The sequence below is a fragment of the Motilimonas pumila genome (assembly GCF_003596335.1).
GTDB classification, from domain to species: Bacteria; Pseudomonadota; Gammaproteobacteria; order Enterobacterales; family CBDFNC01; genus Motilimonas; species Motilimonas pumila.
The window spans coordinates 1-18132 of sequence record NZ_QZCH01000001.1 but is presented as its reverse complement, the minus strand read 5'-3'; the positions used below and the strand labels follow the sequence as shown (position 1 = coordinate 18132).

17 protein-coding genes and 2 pseudogenes are annotated in these 18132 nt (G+C 46.2%); 9 read left to right on the top strand and 10 right to left on the bottom strand.

The window, feature by feature from the left end:
• Positions 1-9: 9 nt before the first annotated feature.
• Positions 10-630: an L-threonylcarbamoyladenylate synthase gene (locus D1Z90_RS00100; RefSeq protein WP_119908728.1), complete on the top strand. Its 621-nt coding sequence runs from the start codon at positions 10-12 to the stop codon at positions 628-630.
• Positions 631-771: 141 nt separating this feature from the next.
• Positions 772-1635 carry a 23S rRNA pseudouridine(2605) synthase RluB gene (gene rluB / locus D1Z90_RS00095; protein ID WP_119908727.1) on the top strand — a complete coding sequence of 288 codons (864 nt, stop codon included), beginning with the start codon at positions 772-774 and terminating at the stop codon, positions 1633-1635.
• Between the two features lie 52 nt (positions 1636-1687).
• Here the strand turns inward: rluB and D1Z90_RS00090 are convergent, their stop codons facing one another.
• A complete protein-coding gene (locus tag D1Z90_RS00090) occupies positions 1688-2581 on the bottom strand; it encodes a LysR family transcriptional regulator (protein WP_119908726.1) in 894 nt (297 codons plus the stop codon).
• Between the two features lie 221 nt (positions 2582-2802).
• Between D1Z90_RS00090 and D1Z90_RS00085 the strand changes: the two genes are divergently transcribed.
• Positions 2803-3789: a zinc-dependent alcohol dehydrogenase family protein gene (locus tag D1Z90_RS00085; protein ID WP_119908725.1), complete on the top strand. Its 987-nt coding sequence runs from the start codon at positions 2803-2805 to the stop codon at positions 3787-3789.
• Positions 3790-3932: 143 nt separating this feature from the next.
• Complete coding sequence (locus D1Z90_RS00080; RefSeq protein ID WP_119908724.1) at positions 3933-4721, top strand: SDR family NAD(P)-dependent oxidoreductase; 789 nt, start codon at positions 3933-3935, stop codon at positions 4719-4721.
• Positions 4722-4780: 59 nt separating this feature from the next.
• Here D1Z90_RS00080 and D1Z90_RS00075 read toward each other — a convergent pair whose 3' ends face one another.
• A complete protein-coding gene (locus D1Z90_RS00075; RefSeq protein ID WP_119908723.1) occupies positions 4781-5332 on the bottom strand; it encodes a hypothetical protein in 552 nt (183 codons plus the stop codon).
• 205 nt (positions 5333-5537) lie between these two features.
• Here D1Z90_RS00075 and D1Z90_RS00065 point away from each other — a divergent pair, with 205 nt between their 5' ends.
• Both D1Z90_RS00065 and D1Z90_RS00060 read left to right on the top strand, forming a co-directional pair.
• Positions 5538-7160, top strand: coding sequence for a cellulase family glycosylhydrolase (locus tag D1Z90_RS00065; protein ID WP_198419008.1), 1623 nt, complete (start codon positions 5538-5540; stop codon positions 7158-7160).
• Positions 7161-7648: 488 nt separating this feature from the next.
• Positions 7649-8809, top strand: a complete 1161-nt coding sequence (locus D1Z90_RS00060; protein ID WP_232525169.1) for an MFS transporter — start codon at positions 7649-7651, stop codon at positions 8807-8809.
• Positions 8810-8858: 49 nt separating this feature from the next.
• Here D1Z90_RS00060 and D1Z90_RS00055 read toward each other — a convergent pair whose 3' ends face one another.
• On the bottom strand, positions 8859-10592 hold the full coding sequence (locus tag D1Z90_RS00055) for a C13 family peptidase (RefSeq protein WP_119908720.1): 1734 nt from the start codon (positions 10590-10592) through the stop codon (positions 8859-8861).
• Between the two features lie 234 nt (positions 10593-10826).
• Here D1Z90_RS00055 and D1Z90_RS00050 point away from each other — a divergent pair, with 234 nt between their 5' ends.
• Positions 10827-11549 (top strand): YebC/PmpR family DNA-binding transcriptional regulator, encoded by a 723-nt coding sequence (locus D1Z90_RS00050; protein WP_119908719.1) that lies wholly within the window; start codon positions 10827-10829, stop codon positions 11547-11549.
• Between the two features lie 104 nt (positions 11550-11653).
• Here the strand turns inward: D1Z90_RS00050 and D1Z90_RS00045 are convergent, their stop codons facing one another.
• Complete coding sequence (locus D1Z90_RS00045) at positions 11654-12508, bottom strand: SDR family oxidoreductase (protein WP_119908718.1); 855 nt, start codon at positions 12506-12508, stop codon at positions 11654-11656.
• A gap of 168 nt (positions 12509-12676) precedes the next feature.
• On the opposite strand from D1Z90_RS00045, the gene D1Z90_RS00040 reads away from it, so the two are divergent.
• Positions 12677-13609, top strand: a complete 933-nt coding sequence (locus D1Z90_RS00040) for a LysR family transcriptional regulator (RefSeq protein ID WP_158587015.1) — start codon at positions 12677-12679, stop codon at positions 13607-13609.
• 298 nt (positions 13610-13907) lie between these two features.
• Here D1Z90_RS00040 and D1Z90_RS00035 read toward each other — a convergent pair whose 3' ends face one another.
• The 3 genes from D1Z90_RS00035 to D1Z90_RS22055 are packed head-to-tail and all read right to left on the bottom strand — an operon-like array spanning position 13908 to position 14632.
• Entirely contained in the window at positions 13908-14216 is a 309-nt protein-coding gene (locus D1Z90_RS00035) for a DUF3861 domain-containing protein (RefSeq protein WP_119908716.1), read from the bottom strand.
• Positions 14217-14261: 45 nt separating this feature from the next.
• Positions 14262-14447: a DUF2798 domain-containing protein gene (locus tag D1Z90_RS00030; RefSeq protein WP_119908715.1), complete on the bottom strand. Its 186-nt coding sequence runs from the start codon at positions 14445-14447 to the stop codon at positions 14262-14264.
• 5 nt (positions 14448-14452) lie between these two features.
• Entirely contained in the window at positions 14453-14632 is a 180-nt protein-coding gene (locus D1Z90_RS22055; RefSeq protein ID WP_369122267.1) for a DUF2798 domain-containing protein, read from the bottom strand.
• A gap of 416 nt (positions 14633-15048) precedes the next feature.
• Between D1Z90_RS22055 and D1Z90_RS00020 the strand changes: the two genes are divergently transcribed.
• Positions 15049-16965 (top strand): S8 family peptidase, encoded by a 1917-nt coding sequence (locus D1Z90_RS00020; RefSeq protein ID WP_119908713.1) that lies wholly within the window; start codon positions 15049-15051, stop codon positions 16963-16965.
• 213 nt (positions 16966-17178) lie between these two features.
• On the opposite strand, the pseudogene D1Z90_RS00015 reads toward D1Z90_RS00020, so the two are convergent.
• The 3 genes and pseudogenes from D1Z90_RS00015 to D1Z90_RS00005 all read right to left on the bottom strand — a co-directional run.
• Positions 17179-17438 (bottom strand): annotated as a pseudogene (locus tag D1Z90_RS00015) (IS66 family transposase); the annotation flags it as partial.
• Positions 17431-17808 (bottom strand): annotated as a pseudogene (locus tag D1Z90_RS22180) (transposase); the annotation flags it as partial. The pseudogenes D1Z90_RS00015 and D1Z90_RS22180, both read right to left, overlap by 8 nt.
• Positions 17798-18132: ISAs1 family transposase (locus tag D1Z90_RS00005; protein WP_119908711.1), on the bottom strand; the 335-nt coding region annotated here is incomplete at its 5' end. The gene D1Z90_RS00005 and the pseudogene D1Z90_RS22180, both read right to left, overlap by 11 nt.

The following is an 18132-nucleotide window of genomic DNA, read 5'->3' as shown; positions in this document are numbered from 1 at the left end:
GAAGTTACCATGAGTCAGTTTTTTTACGTACACCCAGACAACCCGCAAGGGCGTTTAATTAATCAAGCGGTTGAAATCCTCAATCAAGGTGGCGTAGTGGTTTATCCCACAGATTCAGGTTATGCCATTGGTTGTATGGTCGGCGACAAAGCCGCGATGGAGCGCATTTGTCAAATACGCAAAATCGATAAAGATCATAATTTCACCTTGGTATGTCGCGACCAATCTGAGCTTTCATTGTATGCTCGGGTCGATAACCAAGCTTTTAGATTACTGAAAAATAATACCCCTGGGGCTTACACGTTTATCTTTAAAGCCACCAAAGAAGTGCCAAAGCGCTTGATGAACCCTAAGAAAAAAACCATCGGTATTCGTGTGCCTAATAATAATATTGCCTTAGCGTTATTAGAAAAGCTGGAACAACCATTAATGAGTTCCAGTTTGATTTTACCGGGCAATGATCATACCGAGTTTGACCCCGACGAGATCCGCGACAAGCTCGAACATCAAGTTGACTTGATCATGCACGGCGGTTACCTCGATGAAAAACCCACTACAGTGGTGGATTTTTCGGAAGGTGATCCAGCAGTGGTCCGTGTTGGCGAGGGCGACCCCGCGCCATTTGAATAAACAATCAAGGCTGCCTGAGAAAACGCGCTGGTGGCCGCTTAAAAAGCTGTTATAATCCGCGGCCGCTCGATAAAGAGCGCTCCGCACCCTGCTAATTATTAGCGTAATGTCCCTGTAGTGATACATGATTTAGGAATCGCCATGAGTGAAAAAATTCAAAAAGTCCTAGCCCGAGCGGGTTTAGGCTCTCGTCGAAAAATGGAAGAGCTGCTGGCAGCAAACAAAGTCAGCGTAGACGGTAAAATGGCGAAACTCGGGGACAGGGTTGAGCCCAAACAAGTATTACGCGTTGATGGCCGCATTATTGATATTAAGGCGCAAGAAGATGTGATTTGTCGTGTACTGATGTATCACAAGCCTGAAGGCGAGCTGTGCACCCGTTTTGACAAAGAAGGTCGACCAACCGTATTTGACCGTTTACCGCGCATCAATGGTGCCCGCTGGATTGCCGTAGGGCGATTAGATATTAACACTGCAGGTTTGTTATTGTTCACTACCGACGGTGAGCTGGCCAACCGCATGATGCACCCGAGCCATGAAATTGAGCGTGAATACGCAGTGCGTGTGTTTGGTGAAATTGAAGACGAAATGCTGACCCGACTCACCGATGGCGTCGAGTTAGATGATGGCCCCGCCAGCTTCAGTAAAATCAAAAAGTCAGGCGGTGAAGGTATTAACGAGTGGTTTAATGTGACCTTAAGTGAAGGCCGTAATCGCGAAGTTCGCCGTTTATGGGAAAGCCAAGGCATGCAAGTAAGTCGCTTGATCCGTGTTCGTTACGGTAAATTAGACTTACCAAAGGCCTTGCCGAAAGGTGGCTGGACCGAGCTTGAATTACCTGAACTTAACGCTTTACGCGCTGAAGTAGGCTTAGGGCCAGAAACGCAAAGCAAAGCGAAAGTAGATAAGCGTCCAGCGAAAAATCAAAATCGCCGGATCCGTCGCTCGGTGCGAAAACACCAAATGAAGCAAACAGGTGAGCGTAAAAAAGCCCGTCGCCGTTAAGCTTTGAGAGTGTAATTTCATGCAATAAAAAAGCGAGCCTAGGCTCGCTTTTTTATTGCTCCCAATATGGCTCAGGGCCAAAATACTCTAACAAGTAATCAATGAACACTCGAATTTTAGGCGCCAGTAATTTGTGGCTGGAGTACATTGCCCAAATGGCGGTATCACTTTGCAACGGATAGTCCGCCAGCACTTCAACCAACTCTCCCGACTGTAACTGCTTGTACGCGCTCCACTTGGAGTTTATCGCGATGCCCAGTCCTGCCACGCAGGCTTCCCGAATAACATCGCCATTATCGGTATGCAAAGGTCCGGCAGTGGTGATGGTTTGTTTACCTTGTTCGGTGGCAAAGCTCCAGTGGTTAAAGCCCGAGAGATTAATGCATTGATGCTGCAATAAATCGGCCGGATGAGCGGGCTCACCGCAACGTGCGAGGTATTCGGGAGCCGCGGTCACAATGCGCCTATCAGCGGCAAGCTTGCGCGCAATCAAGCTTGAGTCATCTAATTGCGCGTTGCGAATCGTCACGTCAAAGCCCCCGGCAACGGGGTCGGTGAGTGTATCCGACAAACGAAAGTCGATGGTCAATTTAGGGTACAAGCTTAAAAACTGTTTCATGGCGGGCAATAAGTGCATTCTGCCAAATGACGCCGGCGCAGAAACTTTTAACGTGCCTTTGGGTTGTTGGTCTTCACCGCCAATAGCTGCTTCAGCGAGGGTCACTTTTTCTAAGATGTCGATGGCATAAGGTAATAAAGATTGGCCTTCTTCTGTTAGCACCACTTTGCGAGTAGTGCGATGAAACAAACGCGCAGACAAGTCTTGTTCAAGTTTGTTGAGGTGATTACTCGCGACTGCAGGCGATAATCCAAACTCCTTACCCGCAGCACTGATATTTTGGGTGCTGGCTAAGCGGGTAAACAAGCGTAAATGTTCTATATTCACTTAGCATTACCTTGTTGTTTAACTGATGGGCAAGTGATTCACAGTTTTGCTCTCAAGCAAATTGATCGGCAAGCGTTTAAACACCTGAGCTGCCTGTGTGGGGATCACGGTTATCATTCTATATAGATTTTCTATAAAGTAATTATAGATTCAAGGCTATTATATATTTTAGTTTTATTAAATATACTTCTATTTATCCAATGAAATGAAGGTAAACAGTAATGAAAGCAATGATTATTAAAGAGTTTGGTGGTCCAGAGGTATTTCAATTAGCAGAAGTTGAACAACCTGAAGTGAAGTCTGGTCATGTCATGGTGAAAATCGCTGCGACTAGCGTGAATACCGTTGATACGATGATCCGCCAAATGGGAAAAGAGTTGCCTTTGTCACCTGATTTACCGGCTATTTTGGGCATGGACTTTGCGGGTACTGTGACCGAAGTGGGTGCCGGCGTGACAGGCTTTGCGGTAGGCGATGAAGTATATGGTTGCGCCGGTGGTTTAGCAGACTTACCAGGTACATTGGCTGAATATATTGTCGCGGATGCAGATTTAATTACCCACAAAGCGAAAAATCTATCCATGCGCGAAGCGGCAGCATTACCATTGGTGGGCATTACTGCTTATGAAGGTTTGCAGCGCGCTGGCGTTACGACAGGCCAAAAGGTGTTAGTGCATGGCGGCTCAGGCGGGGTGGGTCATGTTGCATTGCAACTGGCGAAACACTTTGGCGCAGACGTGTTCGCCACTGGTGGGGGTGAGAGTCAACTCGCTTTAATTGAACAACTTGGCGCGACAGCGATCAATTATAAAACAGAGTCGGTTGAAGATTACGTTGCTAAATATACCGATGGAGCCGGTTTTGAAGTGGTGTTTGACTCAGTCGGTGGTGCCAACATGCTGAACTCATTTAATGCTGCAGCGCTTAATGGCCAAGTGGCTTCAACCGTGGCAATGGTTGAATTGGATTTGTCGGTAGCACACTTTAAAGGTTTGTCTTTACACGTCGTGTTTATGCTTATTCCTATGCTGCATCAATTTCGTCGCGCGGCTCACGGTGAAATACTCAGACAGATCACTGCAATTGTTGAAGCGGGCGCCTTAACGCCGGTGTTAGACCAACAAAGCTTTAATTTAACTCAAGCGGGTGACGCTCACGCACGTTTGGCCAGTGGTCAAGGTATGGGTAAAGTGGTTGTCGAGATCTAGTTCGTTTGGCGCCATCAACGGCGCCTTTTTTACGGCAACAGAGGCTTCCCACAATTAAGTACTGGGCCTTTAGTCAAAGCATTAAAGAGCCTGGCCGTGGCCATTCATCCAGTACAGACAATTTCGTTTATACATGAGGACTTATGTCAAAAACAATTCTTATCACAGGAGCAACTGACGGTATTGGTTTAGCCGCCGCTGAAATGTTGTTGGAATTAGGCCATAAAGTGATGCTACATGGTCGTAATGAAGCCAAATTGGCGCAAGTAAAACAAAAGTTAGCAGCTAAATCACAGCATGAAATTGTCACTTATGTGGCTGATTTATCTGATCTGGTTGCGGTAAAGCAATGGGCTAATAGCTTAGCGCAGGAGCTGACTGAGCTGGATTGTTTGATTAACAATGCTGGCGTATTTAATACCCCGCAATCGCGCACTGAAGCGGGCTTAGATATTCGCTTTGCGGTAAACACTTTGGCTCCTTACATCTTAACCAACGCCTTGATGTCACTACTGGGCTCAAGCGGCAGGGTGGTCAACCTTTCTTCTGCGGCGCAAGCTGAAGTGAGTATTAGTGCACTGCAAGGTAAACAAGCACTCAACGATGGTTTGGCATACGCGCAAAGTAAATTAGCCATTACGATGTGGAATTATGAGCTCTCTTTACAGCCTGGCTCGCCTGTGATGATAGCGGTAAATCCTGCTTCAATGCTGGGCAGTAAAATGGTTAAACAAGCTTACGGCGTAGCCGGTGGCGATATCAGTATTGGCGCCACTATTTTAGCCCGCGCGGCCACAGAAGATGAGTTTGCCAGTGCAACGGGCCGCTATTTCGATAATGACATAGGTCGTTTTGCCGAGCCTCACTCTGATGTGGCGAATAAACAAAAGCGTGCAGCTGTTATGCAAGCAATCGAAGAGCTGGTTGCTTAAGCGCTGTTGATACCGAGTCATTAATGGCTCGGTATCACGGCCATTGTTATTCCCAAGGCTCACCAATTAATACTGTGAAAGCCTAACTCTGGTTGACGAGTAATAAATCGGATTTTGCTATTTTTAACGTCGATATGCCAACGGGTGTCACGATGAAAGGTATAAATGGCTTTGAGATCTTGCCCTTGCTTGTTGGCGAACCATAAGGTGAGCTGTTCGCTGTCCTGATCTTCCGTTACGATAAGTAACTTGTCTTTTATTTCTCTTTCTTTTTCGACCTGATTATTGAGCATGCGGTAGCTTCGGCCAAAAAATTCGACCTGCTGATTCTCAGATAAAGCCATCTCAAAGGTAAAAACAGTTATGTTCCAAGCGCGATCAGGTTTAAATAACAACCGATGTTGTTCGGTAGCCGGATCAAATATCGCAATGTTATCGACTCTGCGATCTCCCGAGCTAGAGAAAATACCGTTATTGCTCGGCTTATTGAGTTGAGGCAAAAAGTAAAAACCACTGTGGGGATCGTAGCCATCATCCATTTGCTTGTAATAGCCGCCTGCTTGCAGGGTCATGGCGGTGAGAAATAACACAACTCCAAGACAATACTTCATTACTGCTCCTTTAATATCATTAGCTTGCACTCAGTTTATCGCTTTAACGGAATTTTAAACCAATTAATTCACTGATTTCGATGCTTAATCTTGTCGCTGATCTCATATTGCCTATTCTCAGCCTTTTTTACACATTTTTGACTGTAATATTAACGTTCTGCTTATTAAGTGAGCAGATGAAGGATTCAATTCAAGGATAGAAAATATGAATAAAACGCTTATCGCGCTGGGGCTTTCCCTGGCATTTAGTCAATCCAGTTTGGCCGCTGACTGTTCAGGTTTATTACCTTATCAAGGTAAAGGCGATTACAGCCAAGGCCAGCAAGTTATTCACAATAACAGCAAATTCCAATGTTCAGTACCGGGGTGGTGCGCCCTTGATGGTCCTTATGAGCCAGGTGTAGGTTGGGCTGCCAGTGGTGCTTGGCAAGACCTTGGTGTTTGTGATGCAGGAACCGATACCGGCACGGATAGCGGCGGTACAGGTACAGATAACGGTGGCACGGGTACGGATAACGGCGGCACGGGTACGGACAGCGGCGGTACAGGTACAGATAACGGCGGTACGGGTACGGACAGCGGCGGTACAGGCACAGATAACGGCGGTACAGGCACAGATAACGGCGGCACGGGCACTCCCGATGCACCATTGTGTAACGCCACGCAGGACTGGCAAGCCACACAAGCATACGGCAGCGGCACGATCATTGACCATCAAGGGCAAAGGTATCAATCGAATTGGTGGACAAAAGGAGCAGATCCTGCTGCGAACTCTGGCCCATGGCAAGTATGGAGCCACTTAGGCAGTTGCAGTAATGGCTCTGGGACGGGTGATGGCTCCGGTACAGGCGATGGTTCCGGTAGCGGCGATGGAAATGGTACGGGTGATGGCACCGGCTCTGAACAAACACCGGTAGCCACTCATGGTCAGTTGGCGGTGTGTGGTACCAAACTGTGTAATGAGCAACAGCAACCTGTGCAGCTACAAGGGATGAGCAGCCATGGCTTACAGTGGTATGGTTGGAATAACTGTTTAACCGAAAAATCTTTAGATGCGTTAGCCCAAGATTGGCAAGCCGATGTACTGCGTATCTCTTTATATGTACAAGAGGGCGGTTATGAAACCGACCCACAAGGTTATACCGCGCAGGTAAACCGGCTTATTGCAGAAGCGTCTGAGCGTGGTATGTACGCCTTGGTTGACTGGCATCAACTTAACCCTGGAGATCCTAACTATAACTTAGACAATGCCAAGCAATTTTTCACTGATATTGCCAGCGCCAATAAAGACAGAAATAACATCATTTATGACATTGCGAATGAGCCAAATAAAGTAAGTTGGGACAGCATTCAATCGTATGCCAGCAAAATTATCCCAGTGATCCGCGCCATTGATAACGATGCGGTGATTTTAGTTGGCACTCACGGTTGGGCAAGTTTAGGGGTGTCTGATGGCGCCAGTTATCAAGACATCGTCAATAATCCCGTGCCGTTTGACAATATCATGTATACCTTCCATTTTTACGCTGCCAGTCACGATGCTTATTACCGTCAGCAGTTGAGTGCTGCGAGCGAGCTTTTACCCTTATTTGTCACTGAGTTTGGCACTCAAACTTACACCGGCGACGGCGAAAATGATTTTGTCAGTGCTCAAGCCTATTTAGATATACTCAATGCGAAGCAAATTAGCTGGGTAAATTGGAATTACTCAGACGATTTTCGCAGTGGTGCAGTATGGCAGCAAAGCACTTGCCGCAATGACGGTCCTTGGACTGAAGCCAGCCTCAAGCCTGCTGGCCAATGGGTACGCGAGCAAATGCGTAAATAATCGTTACCTAAGGTGAAACAGTTACAGCGGCAGCCTCTCGCTGCCGCTTTAACTTAGCGAGAGAGTAACTTGCTGTCAGCGTACGCAATTGAGGTGAGCGACGCCCAAAGCCTTATCCAAAGCTGTAGCCCATTAGTGGCCATTTGTTGGCCGTATATTCAACCTTCCCAGGGTTTTAGTTTGTATCCCTGTTTTCGATTTCTGTCGTCGAGTAGCAATACTGCACTTTAATTTCGTTAAGCTTGTTTAGCCTTCCTGTTTCACGTTAGTTAGCAGCGTTTTTCGCTGTTTCAATTCGCCATTTTTTGGCTAGGGGTTTGTACCTATAATGACCGATGATTTCATTAGTTAAATCAATTTAAGGTATATTTATCAATGTTTTAAAATATCTATCTAGGCGATAGATTTTATTTGTTGTACTGCCGGAGTGGCAAGTCTCATAGTGGCGAAAATCCTGTGTTTTCCCTTATTTTGGAGGCTCACCGACGGTGGAAAAAGAACTGACTGTATTGCCAACTCCTCGCATTTTAGTGCCTGTGATTGCATTAACTTTGTACGCTATCTCATCCGGTTACCTGATGAGCATTATTCCTTTGATGTTGGCGCAATACGGTATTTCTGAAGCAACGGCAAGCTGGTTAGCCAGTGCGTTTTACGCTGGACTATTGATTGGTGCGGTGTTTGCTGAAGGGGTCGTTTCGTTGTTAGGGCATCGCCGTGCATTCATTGTGTGTTTGTTGACTTTTGTTGCCACCGTGATGTGTTTACCTTTATTGCCGTCGCAACTTGCTTGGCTGTTAGCACGTTTTGTGGCTGGACTTGCGGTGGCTGGCGTGTTTGTCACTGTTGAGTCTTGGTTAATGGCGGGGGATGAAGCCAACCGTGCCAAGCGATTAAGCTTTTACATGATTGCCCTATACGGTGGTTCGGCATTTGGCCAATTTGGCATCGCCATTTTTGGGGTAGAAGGTTTGTTGCCATTTATCGTTATCGCCAGTTTATTGAGCGTGGCCGTTTTGGTCTTAACCTTTGTGAAAAGTGAGCAGCCGTCAACCGAAGAGGATGCCAGCTTAACATTAAAGCAAATGTCTAAGCTAAATCATGCTGCCATTATCGGCTGTATTATTTCCGGCCTGACTTTAGGCGCTATTTACGGTTTGATGCCCGTGGAGCTGAGCTCTCGCAATATCGCCCATGACAACATTGCAGTATTGATGGCTTTGGTCATATTAGGTGGCATGGCGGTGCAGCCTTTAGTCACGGTAATGAGCAAAAAATTTAAACGCATTATATTAATGCTGATGTTTAGCTTGCTTGGTGTGTTTTCGATTGGTTTAACCTTGTTGACCCAAGACGTGTTTATACTAGCCGTTGCGCTAGTAGGGTTGGGGATGGCAACGTTTGCTCTGTATCCCATCGCCATTAGCTTGGGCTGTCAGCAGTTGGATGAAAAGTACATGGTATCCGTCGCGCAAGTGATGTTGTTTGCTTACGGCGTAGGCTCGGTCGCCGGGCCAGCGCTGGCAGGTTATTTTATTAACCAACCTCATGGTTTGTTTGCGTACTTGTTCATAATGCTATTAGCAACCAGCATTTACATGTTGATTGCCAGCATAGAGAACAAAAGCCAAATTCAAGCCGCTAAATAACGCGTTAAACGCCGACACATAACTGTGTTGGCGTAGGTATTTTGTCGGTTTATTGCTGCGCGGCCTTTTCTAGCTCTGGCTGGGATTTATCATCAAAAGTGGTGTCGGTTTCACTTTCCTGCTGCCACTCTTTTAACCAAGTTAAGCTGGTCACAGGCATATGCATTTGCGGATTAGAAGGGGTGAAATCTTCTGCTTGTTCCCATTCGCTGACCAATTGTGTTGCTTGCTCAAATGCTGACTGTAAATCGAGCCCTTGGCTATAGCTTTGTTCAAAAAAGGCGCGCCCAAAATAGGTGAAGTCATTTTCATCAGCGCAGCCGAACGAGGTATTGTCAGCGCTTGCTGCGGTAATAATCACGCTGTTACCATCGTCTAATGCTGGTATAAAGCCACCCGAGTAGCACGCCGAGACTACCAGTATCTTTTTCTTAAGCTCGAGCTCATTCAGTGTATTAGCGAGCTGCTCAGCAGAGACACCGGGTAAGTTAAAGCCGGGCTGATTGATATAAAATACGTGGTCTTGTGAGCCATGGCTGGTGGCGAATAAAAATAAAACATCTTTGTCTTTATCCATTTTTTCGGCAATCGCTTCAAGCGCCAGTTTAACGCTTGTGTGGGTGGCTAACGGCACGCTGTCGTAGGTATCACGACTATTCATTAAGGTTAGGTTAGCTTTAAGGTGAGGAAACTTATCTGCCATTAATTGGCTAACATATTGCACTTCACGACGAAAAACTGCTTGGCTGCCATCACCCGCAATGCCTAAAAAGTAGACATTGGTAGCGTCGGCATCACTGGCTTTTATTTGCGCGGTTTGCGCCTTGAGTAAACTGGCTTGCTGATAAAGTGATAACTCGGCCGCTTGGGCGATATCAAAGCCTGCCATGATGTCGCCATCAGTGGCTTCGTCATACTGCCAAGTACCTTGGCGTGTTTGCCATTGGCCTTGTTCATCTTTAAAGCGCAGCTCTCCTGGGCCATGTTTATAGCCTTGATCAAACGCCCCCGTAAATACGTTGCCATTGGCGCTGCGTAATTCGCCTTCGCCTTGATAAAGCCAATTATCAAATTGCCCTTTGTAGCGCTCGCCGTTGGGGCCACTAAATAAGCCTTGGCCGGTGAGCTGGCCTTGTTGAAATTGACCTATGTATTTGTATTCGCGATCAGTGTAGGTGCCTACGCCGTCAAATTGCCCCAACTTAAACTCGCCAATATATACACCGCCAGTGGGTAACTCTAGGCGACCTTGGCCATGGTATTGGTCGTCTTTAAATTGGCCACTGTAGCGTTCGCCGCCGGTTAAGGTAAGGCGACCTTCACCGTTTAGCTGATTATTTTGAATTTCACCTTGGTAGCTAAAATCTTTCGCAGTGACTTCGCCACGGCGAGGTTGGCCGTGCTCAAACAAACCCGAAAAATGGTAGTCTTGGCGTGTTAATTCGCCGGATCCATGGCGGATACCTTGATCAAACATACCTTGATACTGTTCGCCATCAATGCCGTGATACTCGCCATAACCTTGCATCACGCCGGCCACAAACTCACCCGTAAATTGATTGCCATTGGGCCAGTTTAAACGGCCAAAGCCGTGTAATAGGTTATTTTCCATATCGCCTTGGTAAAGTGCACCGTCAGCCAATTGAGCTTGGTAAACCGGGGCGCTGTACTGGGCGATAAAATAGCTGCCTGTGCCACAGGCAATGCCCACAATGGCAGGTATAAGGTAATGATTAAAAGCCATGATATAAATGAAAGGGTAATTCTTAATGGCCGCCAGCATAGCACGGCCACGATAGCGCGTCGGTGAGAATAGCGTGAATTTTACTTGTTAAGGCCGGCCTCGCTGCTTTTGCTCCTGCACCGGAAATGGCAATAAACCGCAACCAAAGCGCAAAACCAATGAGGTGGGTCAAGGAAGCGGCGCCATAGTTGCTTCAAGGCTAGCCAATGACCCTGCTTTGCGGGTAAAATCAGGCAATTTTTTTAGACATTGAAATTTCAAGAGAGACTTAAGATGGGAAGAGCGTATCAAAACCGCAAGGAATCCATGGCCAAAACAGCGGGCATGAAGACCAAGATTTACTCTAAATACGGTAAAGAGATCTACGTGATAGCGAAAAATGGCGGCCCTGATCCTGACACTAACTTGTCTCTTAAGCGATTAATTGAAAAAGCCAAAAAAGACCAAGTACCAACACACGTGATTGAACGTGCAATTGAAAAAGCCAGTGGTGCCGGTGGCGAAGATTATGCTCACGCCCGTTATGAAGGTTTTGGCCCAGGCGGTTGTATGGTGATAGTTGACTGCCTAACTGACAATACTAACCGTACCTACGCCGAAGTACGTCAGGCTTTTATTAAGAACAACGCCAAGTTAGGCGCGCAAGGCTCCGCGGCGCATATGTTTGATCACCTCGCTATTTTTGCATTTAAAGGTGAAGACGACGAAGCCGTGTTAGAAGCCTTAATGATGGCTGACGTAGACGTGACGGACATTGAAAATGAAGAGGGTGTGATCACCGTTTTTGCACCGCACACCGAGTTCTTTAAAGTAAAAACAGCGTTGGCAGATGAATTTCCTGACATCGTGTTAGACGTAGAAGAGATCACTTTTGTGCCACAAACAGAAGCGCCAGTATCGGGCGATGATGTGCCAGTATTCCAAAAGTTCATGGACATGCTCAACGATTGTGACGACGTGCAAGACGTTTACCACAACGCGCAAGTAGCAGAATAATACCTCTGTTATACCGAGCCGCTTGCAGCAAGGTATAACGCGGCATAACTGAACGCGCCATTACTTTATAACCGGTCTTATTCGACCGGTTTTTTTATGTCAGTTTATGCTTGTGCTGCGAGCCATTGATCAAGCTCTGTGCGAGGCGCGCCAAATGCTTGATTACTGATCTCTGGATCGCCTGCTTCTTGTACTTGTTGGTAATAAGCCAGTAGCGCCATCGCATCTTTAAGTTTTTCATCTCGGCTCAGCCAAGCCAGCCCTTTGCCGGCCCAAAATGGCAGCCGTGAAACGGCAATTTCAGGTTGCTGCGCTTGGCTATAACGTTTAATGGCGCTTGCCATGGTGTGCGCTTGGGGTCCGTGCAGGTATAACCGTGTGTTTAATAGTTTAGATTGCTGATAACTGCGACAAACAATATCGGCGTAGTCGTTCGCACACAGCCATTTAATGGGACGGTCTGCTGGGCCAAAAATGGTTGCTCGGCGGTTTTGCACAAACTGTGGCAAGGTTTCCATAAACCAGCTGGGACAGTAAATGAGGTAGTCTAAGCCGCTTTGTTTAATGGCTTGTTCAGCCGCTAACTTGCCTTGAGTGTCATAGTGCCAAGCGTTGTTGGCAAATGACGTAGTGCCCGACAAATAAGTGATGCGAGACAGCTTTTGCTGCTTTGCCGCAGTCACTATATTGCGACAGCCTTGCTCTTGAATGGCGAGGCTTTGAGCTGGGCTGAATGCGGCGAGACTAATGTGCACGCCATCGCAGCCTTTCAGCGCTTGCTGAGTTTGGGTTAGATCTCTTACGTCTGCTTGACGACAAATCACGGCGCTTGGCATGACTGCTTTAAGCTTGGTTAAATTGCTGGCAATGGCTACCACATTAAAGTTGGCTTGTAATAACGCGTTTACTACAGGTTGCCCCAGCATGCCACTGGCACCTATCACGGCGATTGTTTTCATGTCTCATTCCCTACATTGGCTGATGTAAACACAGGTTATCGAGATACTTTCGCGATGATAATAGGTTAATATTGCATTAACTATCCCATATTTGGGTTAATAGGGCGCTTGTTACCGTTTTGGTTAGGCTATAAGGAGCAAATGCAGGGTGTTAACGGAGAGTGTGAGATGAAGTTAGACTTAAATGCCGCTTACGTATTTGCGCATGTGGCGAAGTGGGGCAGTTTTGCTGAAGCTGCGCGTCAGTTACAAATGCCAAGCTCAAGCGTTAGCCGGTTGGTACAAAACTTGGAACAAGCGCTAGCGGTAAAGTTGCTGCTACGAAACACGCGGCACGTTAAATTAACGCAAGCGGGAACCATGGTGTTGCAGCAAGCTGAGCAGTTGATTGGCATCAAAGAAACGATTGGTCATATCAGCGTGAGTCAACATGTTAAGCCACAAGGCTTAATTCGCATCAGTGCGCCACAAGGCTTTATTCATTGGCCTTTAGGGCAATGGTTAATGGCCTTTCGCCAAGCTTATCCCGATGTAGATATCGATCTCGTTAGCAGTAACAGGCTGGTGGACTTACACCAAGACAAGTTTGATTTTGCTTTTCGCCAAGGCCCCTTAGTGGATTCCAATTTAGTGGCTTTAAAACTGGTAGATTTGCAATATGGGGTTTACGCCAGCGCAGAGCTATTACAAGGCAAGGTTATTTCAACGCCAGATGAACTAAACGATTGGCCTTGTATTAACTTGACTGCTGACACCAAAGTATTGCCTTGGCTATTACAACAAGCCGGTAAGGACCGAGCGTATTACCCTTCTGCGGCGATGAAGTTTGAAGACTCGCACCTGGCTTACCAAGCAGCCATGCAAGGTTTAGGTTGTGCTTTTTTAGCTAACCTCGCGTTCTACCAGACAGCTTCGTACGGACAATCTCCCCCTCAGCTACAAGCCACAGGGCTTTCGCCACTTATTCCTCTTTTGCAAGAGTATTGGCCCGCGCCAGTAGGCTTTTACATGGTGTACCCAGAGCGTCAGTTACAAGCCGCGAAAGACAAAGCATTTATCGCCTTTATCAGGCAGCAAATGCAATCTTTAAACGAGGGGTAAAGCCCGAGTATCAGTAGAAGCGGCATGCTTGCCATAAGTGCAATGGTGACAGGCTCCAAGAAGCGTACCAGGCTGTTAAGTAAAGTGCTTTCACTGTTGACTCACCAGCAACCCACCGAACAAGAGTAAGCAAGGCGCAAAGCATTACCGCTGGCTGCTTGCTGCGATACTCACGATTGAACTCAAGCCTACATGGCATGACAAACCAGCAATATCTTTAGCGTTAATACTTTCCACCACACAATAAGCCTTAAAGCGTTTGAGAAGTGAATTCTCCAACATCCATTTCACTGACTGATTACGCGCCACTCACTGCTTGTTTCACGGTACTTTTTAGGTGTTGCATAAAGTTTTTAAAGTGCGGCATAAAAGCCACAAACAATGGGTGCTTGCGATCTTTAATCATCACGGGCCCTAACAAGCGCAACGCGACTGCTACCTGAGTTGCGGTTTCTGGCGTTAAGCCACTTCCTTTTTTTAAGTTATCTACAGCCTTGAACAGGTCTTCACGGTCTTGGTAGCTGAGCTCAAGTGTTTTCGGTTTCTCTATACCGACTTCTTCAATGGTGATTTTGTAATGCTTCTCTTTGCGAATTGTCGAATTCATATTCATTACCCTTGTCTAATATGCGGTAGGGCCCTGATTTAATTTTTAATTAAGGAATTTTTCAACCTTTGGTTTAATCGCCATTGATACCGTAATCATAAGTGCTAGTACCACAGGAAGCGCACTCAGCGCTCCATCGCCCCAGGCGCTGATAAACTCGGTGTGGTTCTCTATCCCAATATTGTGATAGGCGCTCGTAAAGGCCATGCATGTTTCCATGAGCAGCGGCATAACTACTAATGACAAACGCGTCTCGTCATTGGGTAGTAGCTTTTTGCCCTTTTAGTTAGTAGCACCATCATCGTTAAACCTAATGGAATAACAGTTACCAATGCGGTTAAAAAATTCACAGCCCAATCAGTCAAAAAAGTGTTTGTTAAGCCAAGGTGAAGGTAGGTCATTGTGCCAGTGATCATACCACCCATAGGCTAATTATGGCCTACACTTCCAATCTCTTCTGTATAAAAGAGGGCTTTTGTGGCGCCATAAATACATCATTGATGATAGCTTTGTCAGTCATCGTGTTACCCCGACTTGTATTTTTTCAAATATTTTTGGTGTTTTTTGATCTCGTACCCGACACCATGACAACGGCTAGCTGAAACCTAACGTCTAAAAAGGGCAGATTAAAACGCAAAATCGAACGCTCCACAATTGTCAATCGTTGTGAGATAAAAATAAAATCAAATAGCGGTGGACAATTTTAGTCTTTACAACTACCGTCTTTGCCAGGTTGTGGCTAAGCGAGCTATGACCGCTTTTCAACAGTGAGTTTCTTTACTGTTTCTTATTTAAAAATAATGCCTTATATTTATTCTCAAAGGAAATTAATGTGAATGGACGTTTGAAGTTGTTATTCGCAACTTGTTTGTTAACCAGTATAAACACCTATGCTACCCCTCAAAAAGAATATATTGACAATGTTGATTTAGACCTTTTCCAAGGTAACCCTGTCAATATTATTTATCGATTAAAAAGTGCTAGCCCCCAGTCAAGAAGCTTACTTAATTCAGTAGCAGTCAGGCCAGATGCCGAGCCCCTTTTTCCAGAGTTTTCGAAGCCAAGTATATTAAGTCGCTCAACAAACAACGAATATAACCTGGATAAGTATTTTATTGTTGAAGTTGACTCAACCGATAAAGAAAAAGTAAAACAAATTCTTTCAGAGCTTAAGAACAACCCTGAGGTTGATACTGCCTACATTGAGCCCCCTGTTGAAAGTGCTTCTATTACCGCTGAGCTTAATAGCCAAGCAAACAACCTTCAACGTGCTTCGGTTGATGACTTTACCTTTGCTCAATATCACTTAAACGGTAAAAATGGTAATAACCTCGGTACCTTGATGGGAGGCATGGACGCTAAATATGCTTGGACCCTGCCAGGAGGTAAAGGACAGGAGGTTGATATTGTCAGTATTGAAATGGGAGCTTATCATTTTAACCACGATGACTTGCCTTACCCATTCCTTGTGATTGGTGATACCTCTTATATGTCTGCGAGCTCACCTGATCACGATACTCAGAGTGTGGGTGTCATGACGGCTTTCGATAATGGTTATGGGGTAACAGGGATAGCGAATCAGGCAAGGCAAGGTTGGGCAAAGTACGCACACGGTCAGAACCTTATAAAAGTAGCACAACAGCTTAAACCAGGCAGCGTCATTCAGTTGGGGGTGCAATATAGACTTTCGGCAGCACTAGGCCAACATTGTGACCCAAGCTGTTTGGTGCCGGCAGATTGGAGTGATGCTGTCGTTGATGCTATCCGTTATGCCACTAAAGAGCACGGCATTCATGTTATTCAGGCCGCTGGTAATGGCTTTGAAAACCTAGACCATGCTTTTTTTGCCGGAAAGTTTGATCGTAGCAAGCGTGATTCGGGTGCAATTATGGTTGCGGCATCAGACCCTTATGGCAATGTAGCAAGTTTTAGCAATTATGGTTCACGGATTGATTCATTCTCCTGGGGCAAATCAGTAACCACAACGGCTGGAGGGAATAATGATAATGAATCATTATATACCCATCACTTCAACGGTACCTCTTCAGCAAACCCAATTGTTGCTGCCACTGCAGCCAGTTTACAGGGGATTGCAATTGCACACGGTAAAGGCGTTCTCTCACCACAAGCTATGCGTACTTTATTGACCGATACTGGTTATGTTGTCACTTCTCCAGCAACCTATAAAGTAACGGATCTTGACCCTAATATTGCGAACTCTCAATTTATTGGTACTCACCCTGACTTACACGCCGCAAGTATTAAACTGCTAAGTGACGAAATTATTAATCAGCCACCGGTAGCGATAGCAAGCATTAGCACCGCTACCTTGACAGGCGCAGGCAGTGTTGATTTATCTGGTGAAGAATCATCTGATTTCGATGGTGATTTACTCACTTATCAGTGGCGTCAGGTTTCACCCTTACAACCTTTAGCGACATTTAGTAGTAGCCAAAGTGCAAATACCAGTGCTCAACTGCAAGCAGTTACCCAAGATACTGTTTATGTGTTTGAACTTAAAGTTAGTGATGGACAATCAGAAGCGGTAACAAATGTCACTTTAACACAGACTCCTGACTCAGCACCTACTTACCCTATGTGGGATAAGGCCACTACTTATAGTAGAAAAGGTAACATTGTTATTTGGAAGGGGAATACTTGGACAAACCAATGGTGGACTAAAGGTAACGAGCCAAGCCTAAACAATCCATGTGGCGTATGGCGTTCCCTTGATGCGTCTGGCTGTTAAGCAAGATCAATAATCATGCTGTCACGGTTGTTTTAAGCTGCTACCGATAATGCGGTAGCTGGAAAACTAAAATATCCGATGATTCTTAGAATCATCGGATATTTTTTTGATGTATCAAAACGTACACAACGACTCTTAGTATGCGTCCCATAAACCCACGGGGTGATATTGTTAGTGTTTGAAGCTCCATGGCAGGAGTGTATCGATATTGGGCTAAGACTTCGCTAATCTGGCATGCACTTGACCACGTAGCCGTAGAGGATGAGCCCATTGGCTTTCGCGGTCTCGGCGATGCTGTAAAGCATCGCGCTCGCTTCAGCCCCGTTAGGTTTGGTCGAGAAGAGCCTTTTAATTACCAGCGGTTTTACTTCGCGTTCAGCATGGTTATTGTCGATAGAGAAGTGACCATCATCGATATAGTCGCTGAGCTTTGGCCATTAGCCGAGCGTATATTTTATTGCTTTACCCTGTGGCATCAATCACAAGATGCGCTGCTTGGCCATGGCTAGGTAAGCGGTAATTAAACTCAACTGTCTTCGCTCGTTTGCTGATGCAGGTGTAGTCGGGGGACTTTAAATCAACTTTCAGAAGACGAAACAATGAATTGAGAGAGCCTTCAAGAGCGCGGAACAGTAGTTTGAACACGCCTTTAATCATCAGCGAGGTTGCGATAGCGGTGTCACTGTAGGCCTGGCTTCGTCCTCGGCGGCCGCTACGCTCAGTGTTGTTCCACTTTGCTATGGCTTGCTCGTCCATCCAAAAGGTCAACGAACCTCGCTGCTTCAATGCATGGTTGTATTGCTTCCAATTGGCAGGGCAACCGCATGAATGCTCATATTTCAATCAGCTGACTCAATCCCGCATGTAACACGCCTTCGAGGAAGCTTGTTTTCATCCATGCTCGCTTTTGTTTGGCGGGGATACTTCCCTTTGAGGGCTCCGCTCTTAGCATATTAAGTGATAATTGGCGCAACATCGCCCAGTTCTCTGCAGCGTGATTTTGATAAATTTGGCACTTGTCTTCGTTCATGCTGACATCTAATACCCAGTGCAGACCCCAGTGAGCCCGAACGGCGCGAGCCAGTGACACCTCATCAAGAGCTGCGGAGCTGATGTAATAGCGATATGTCAGCTCGATTTCTTTCCCTTTCGCCTGCCTGAAGTTCA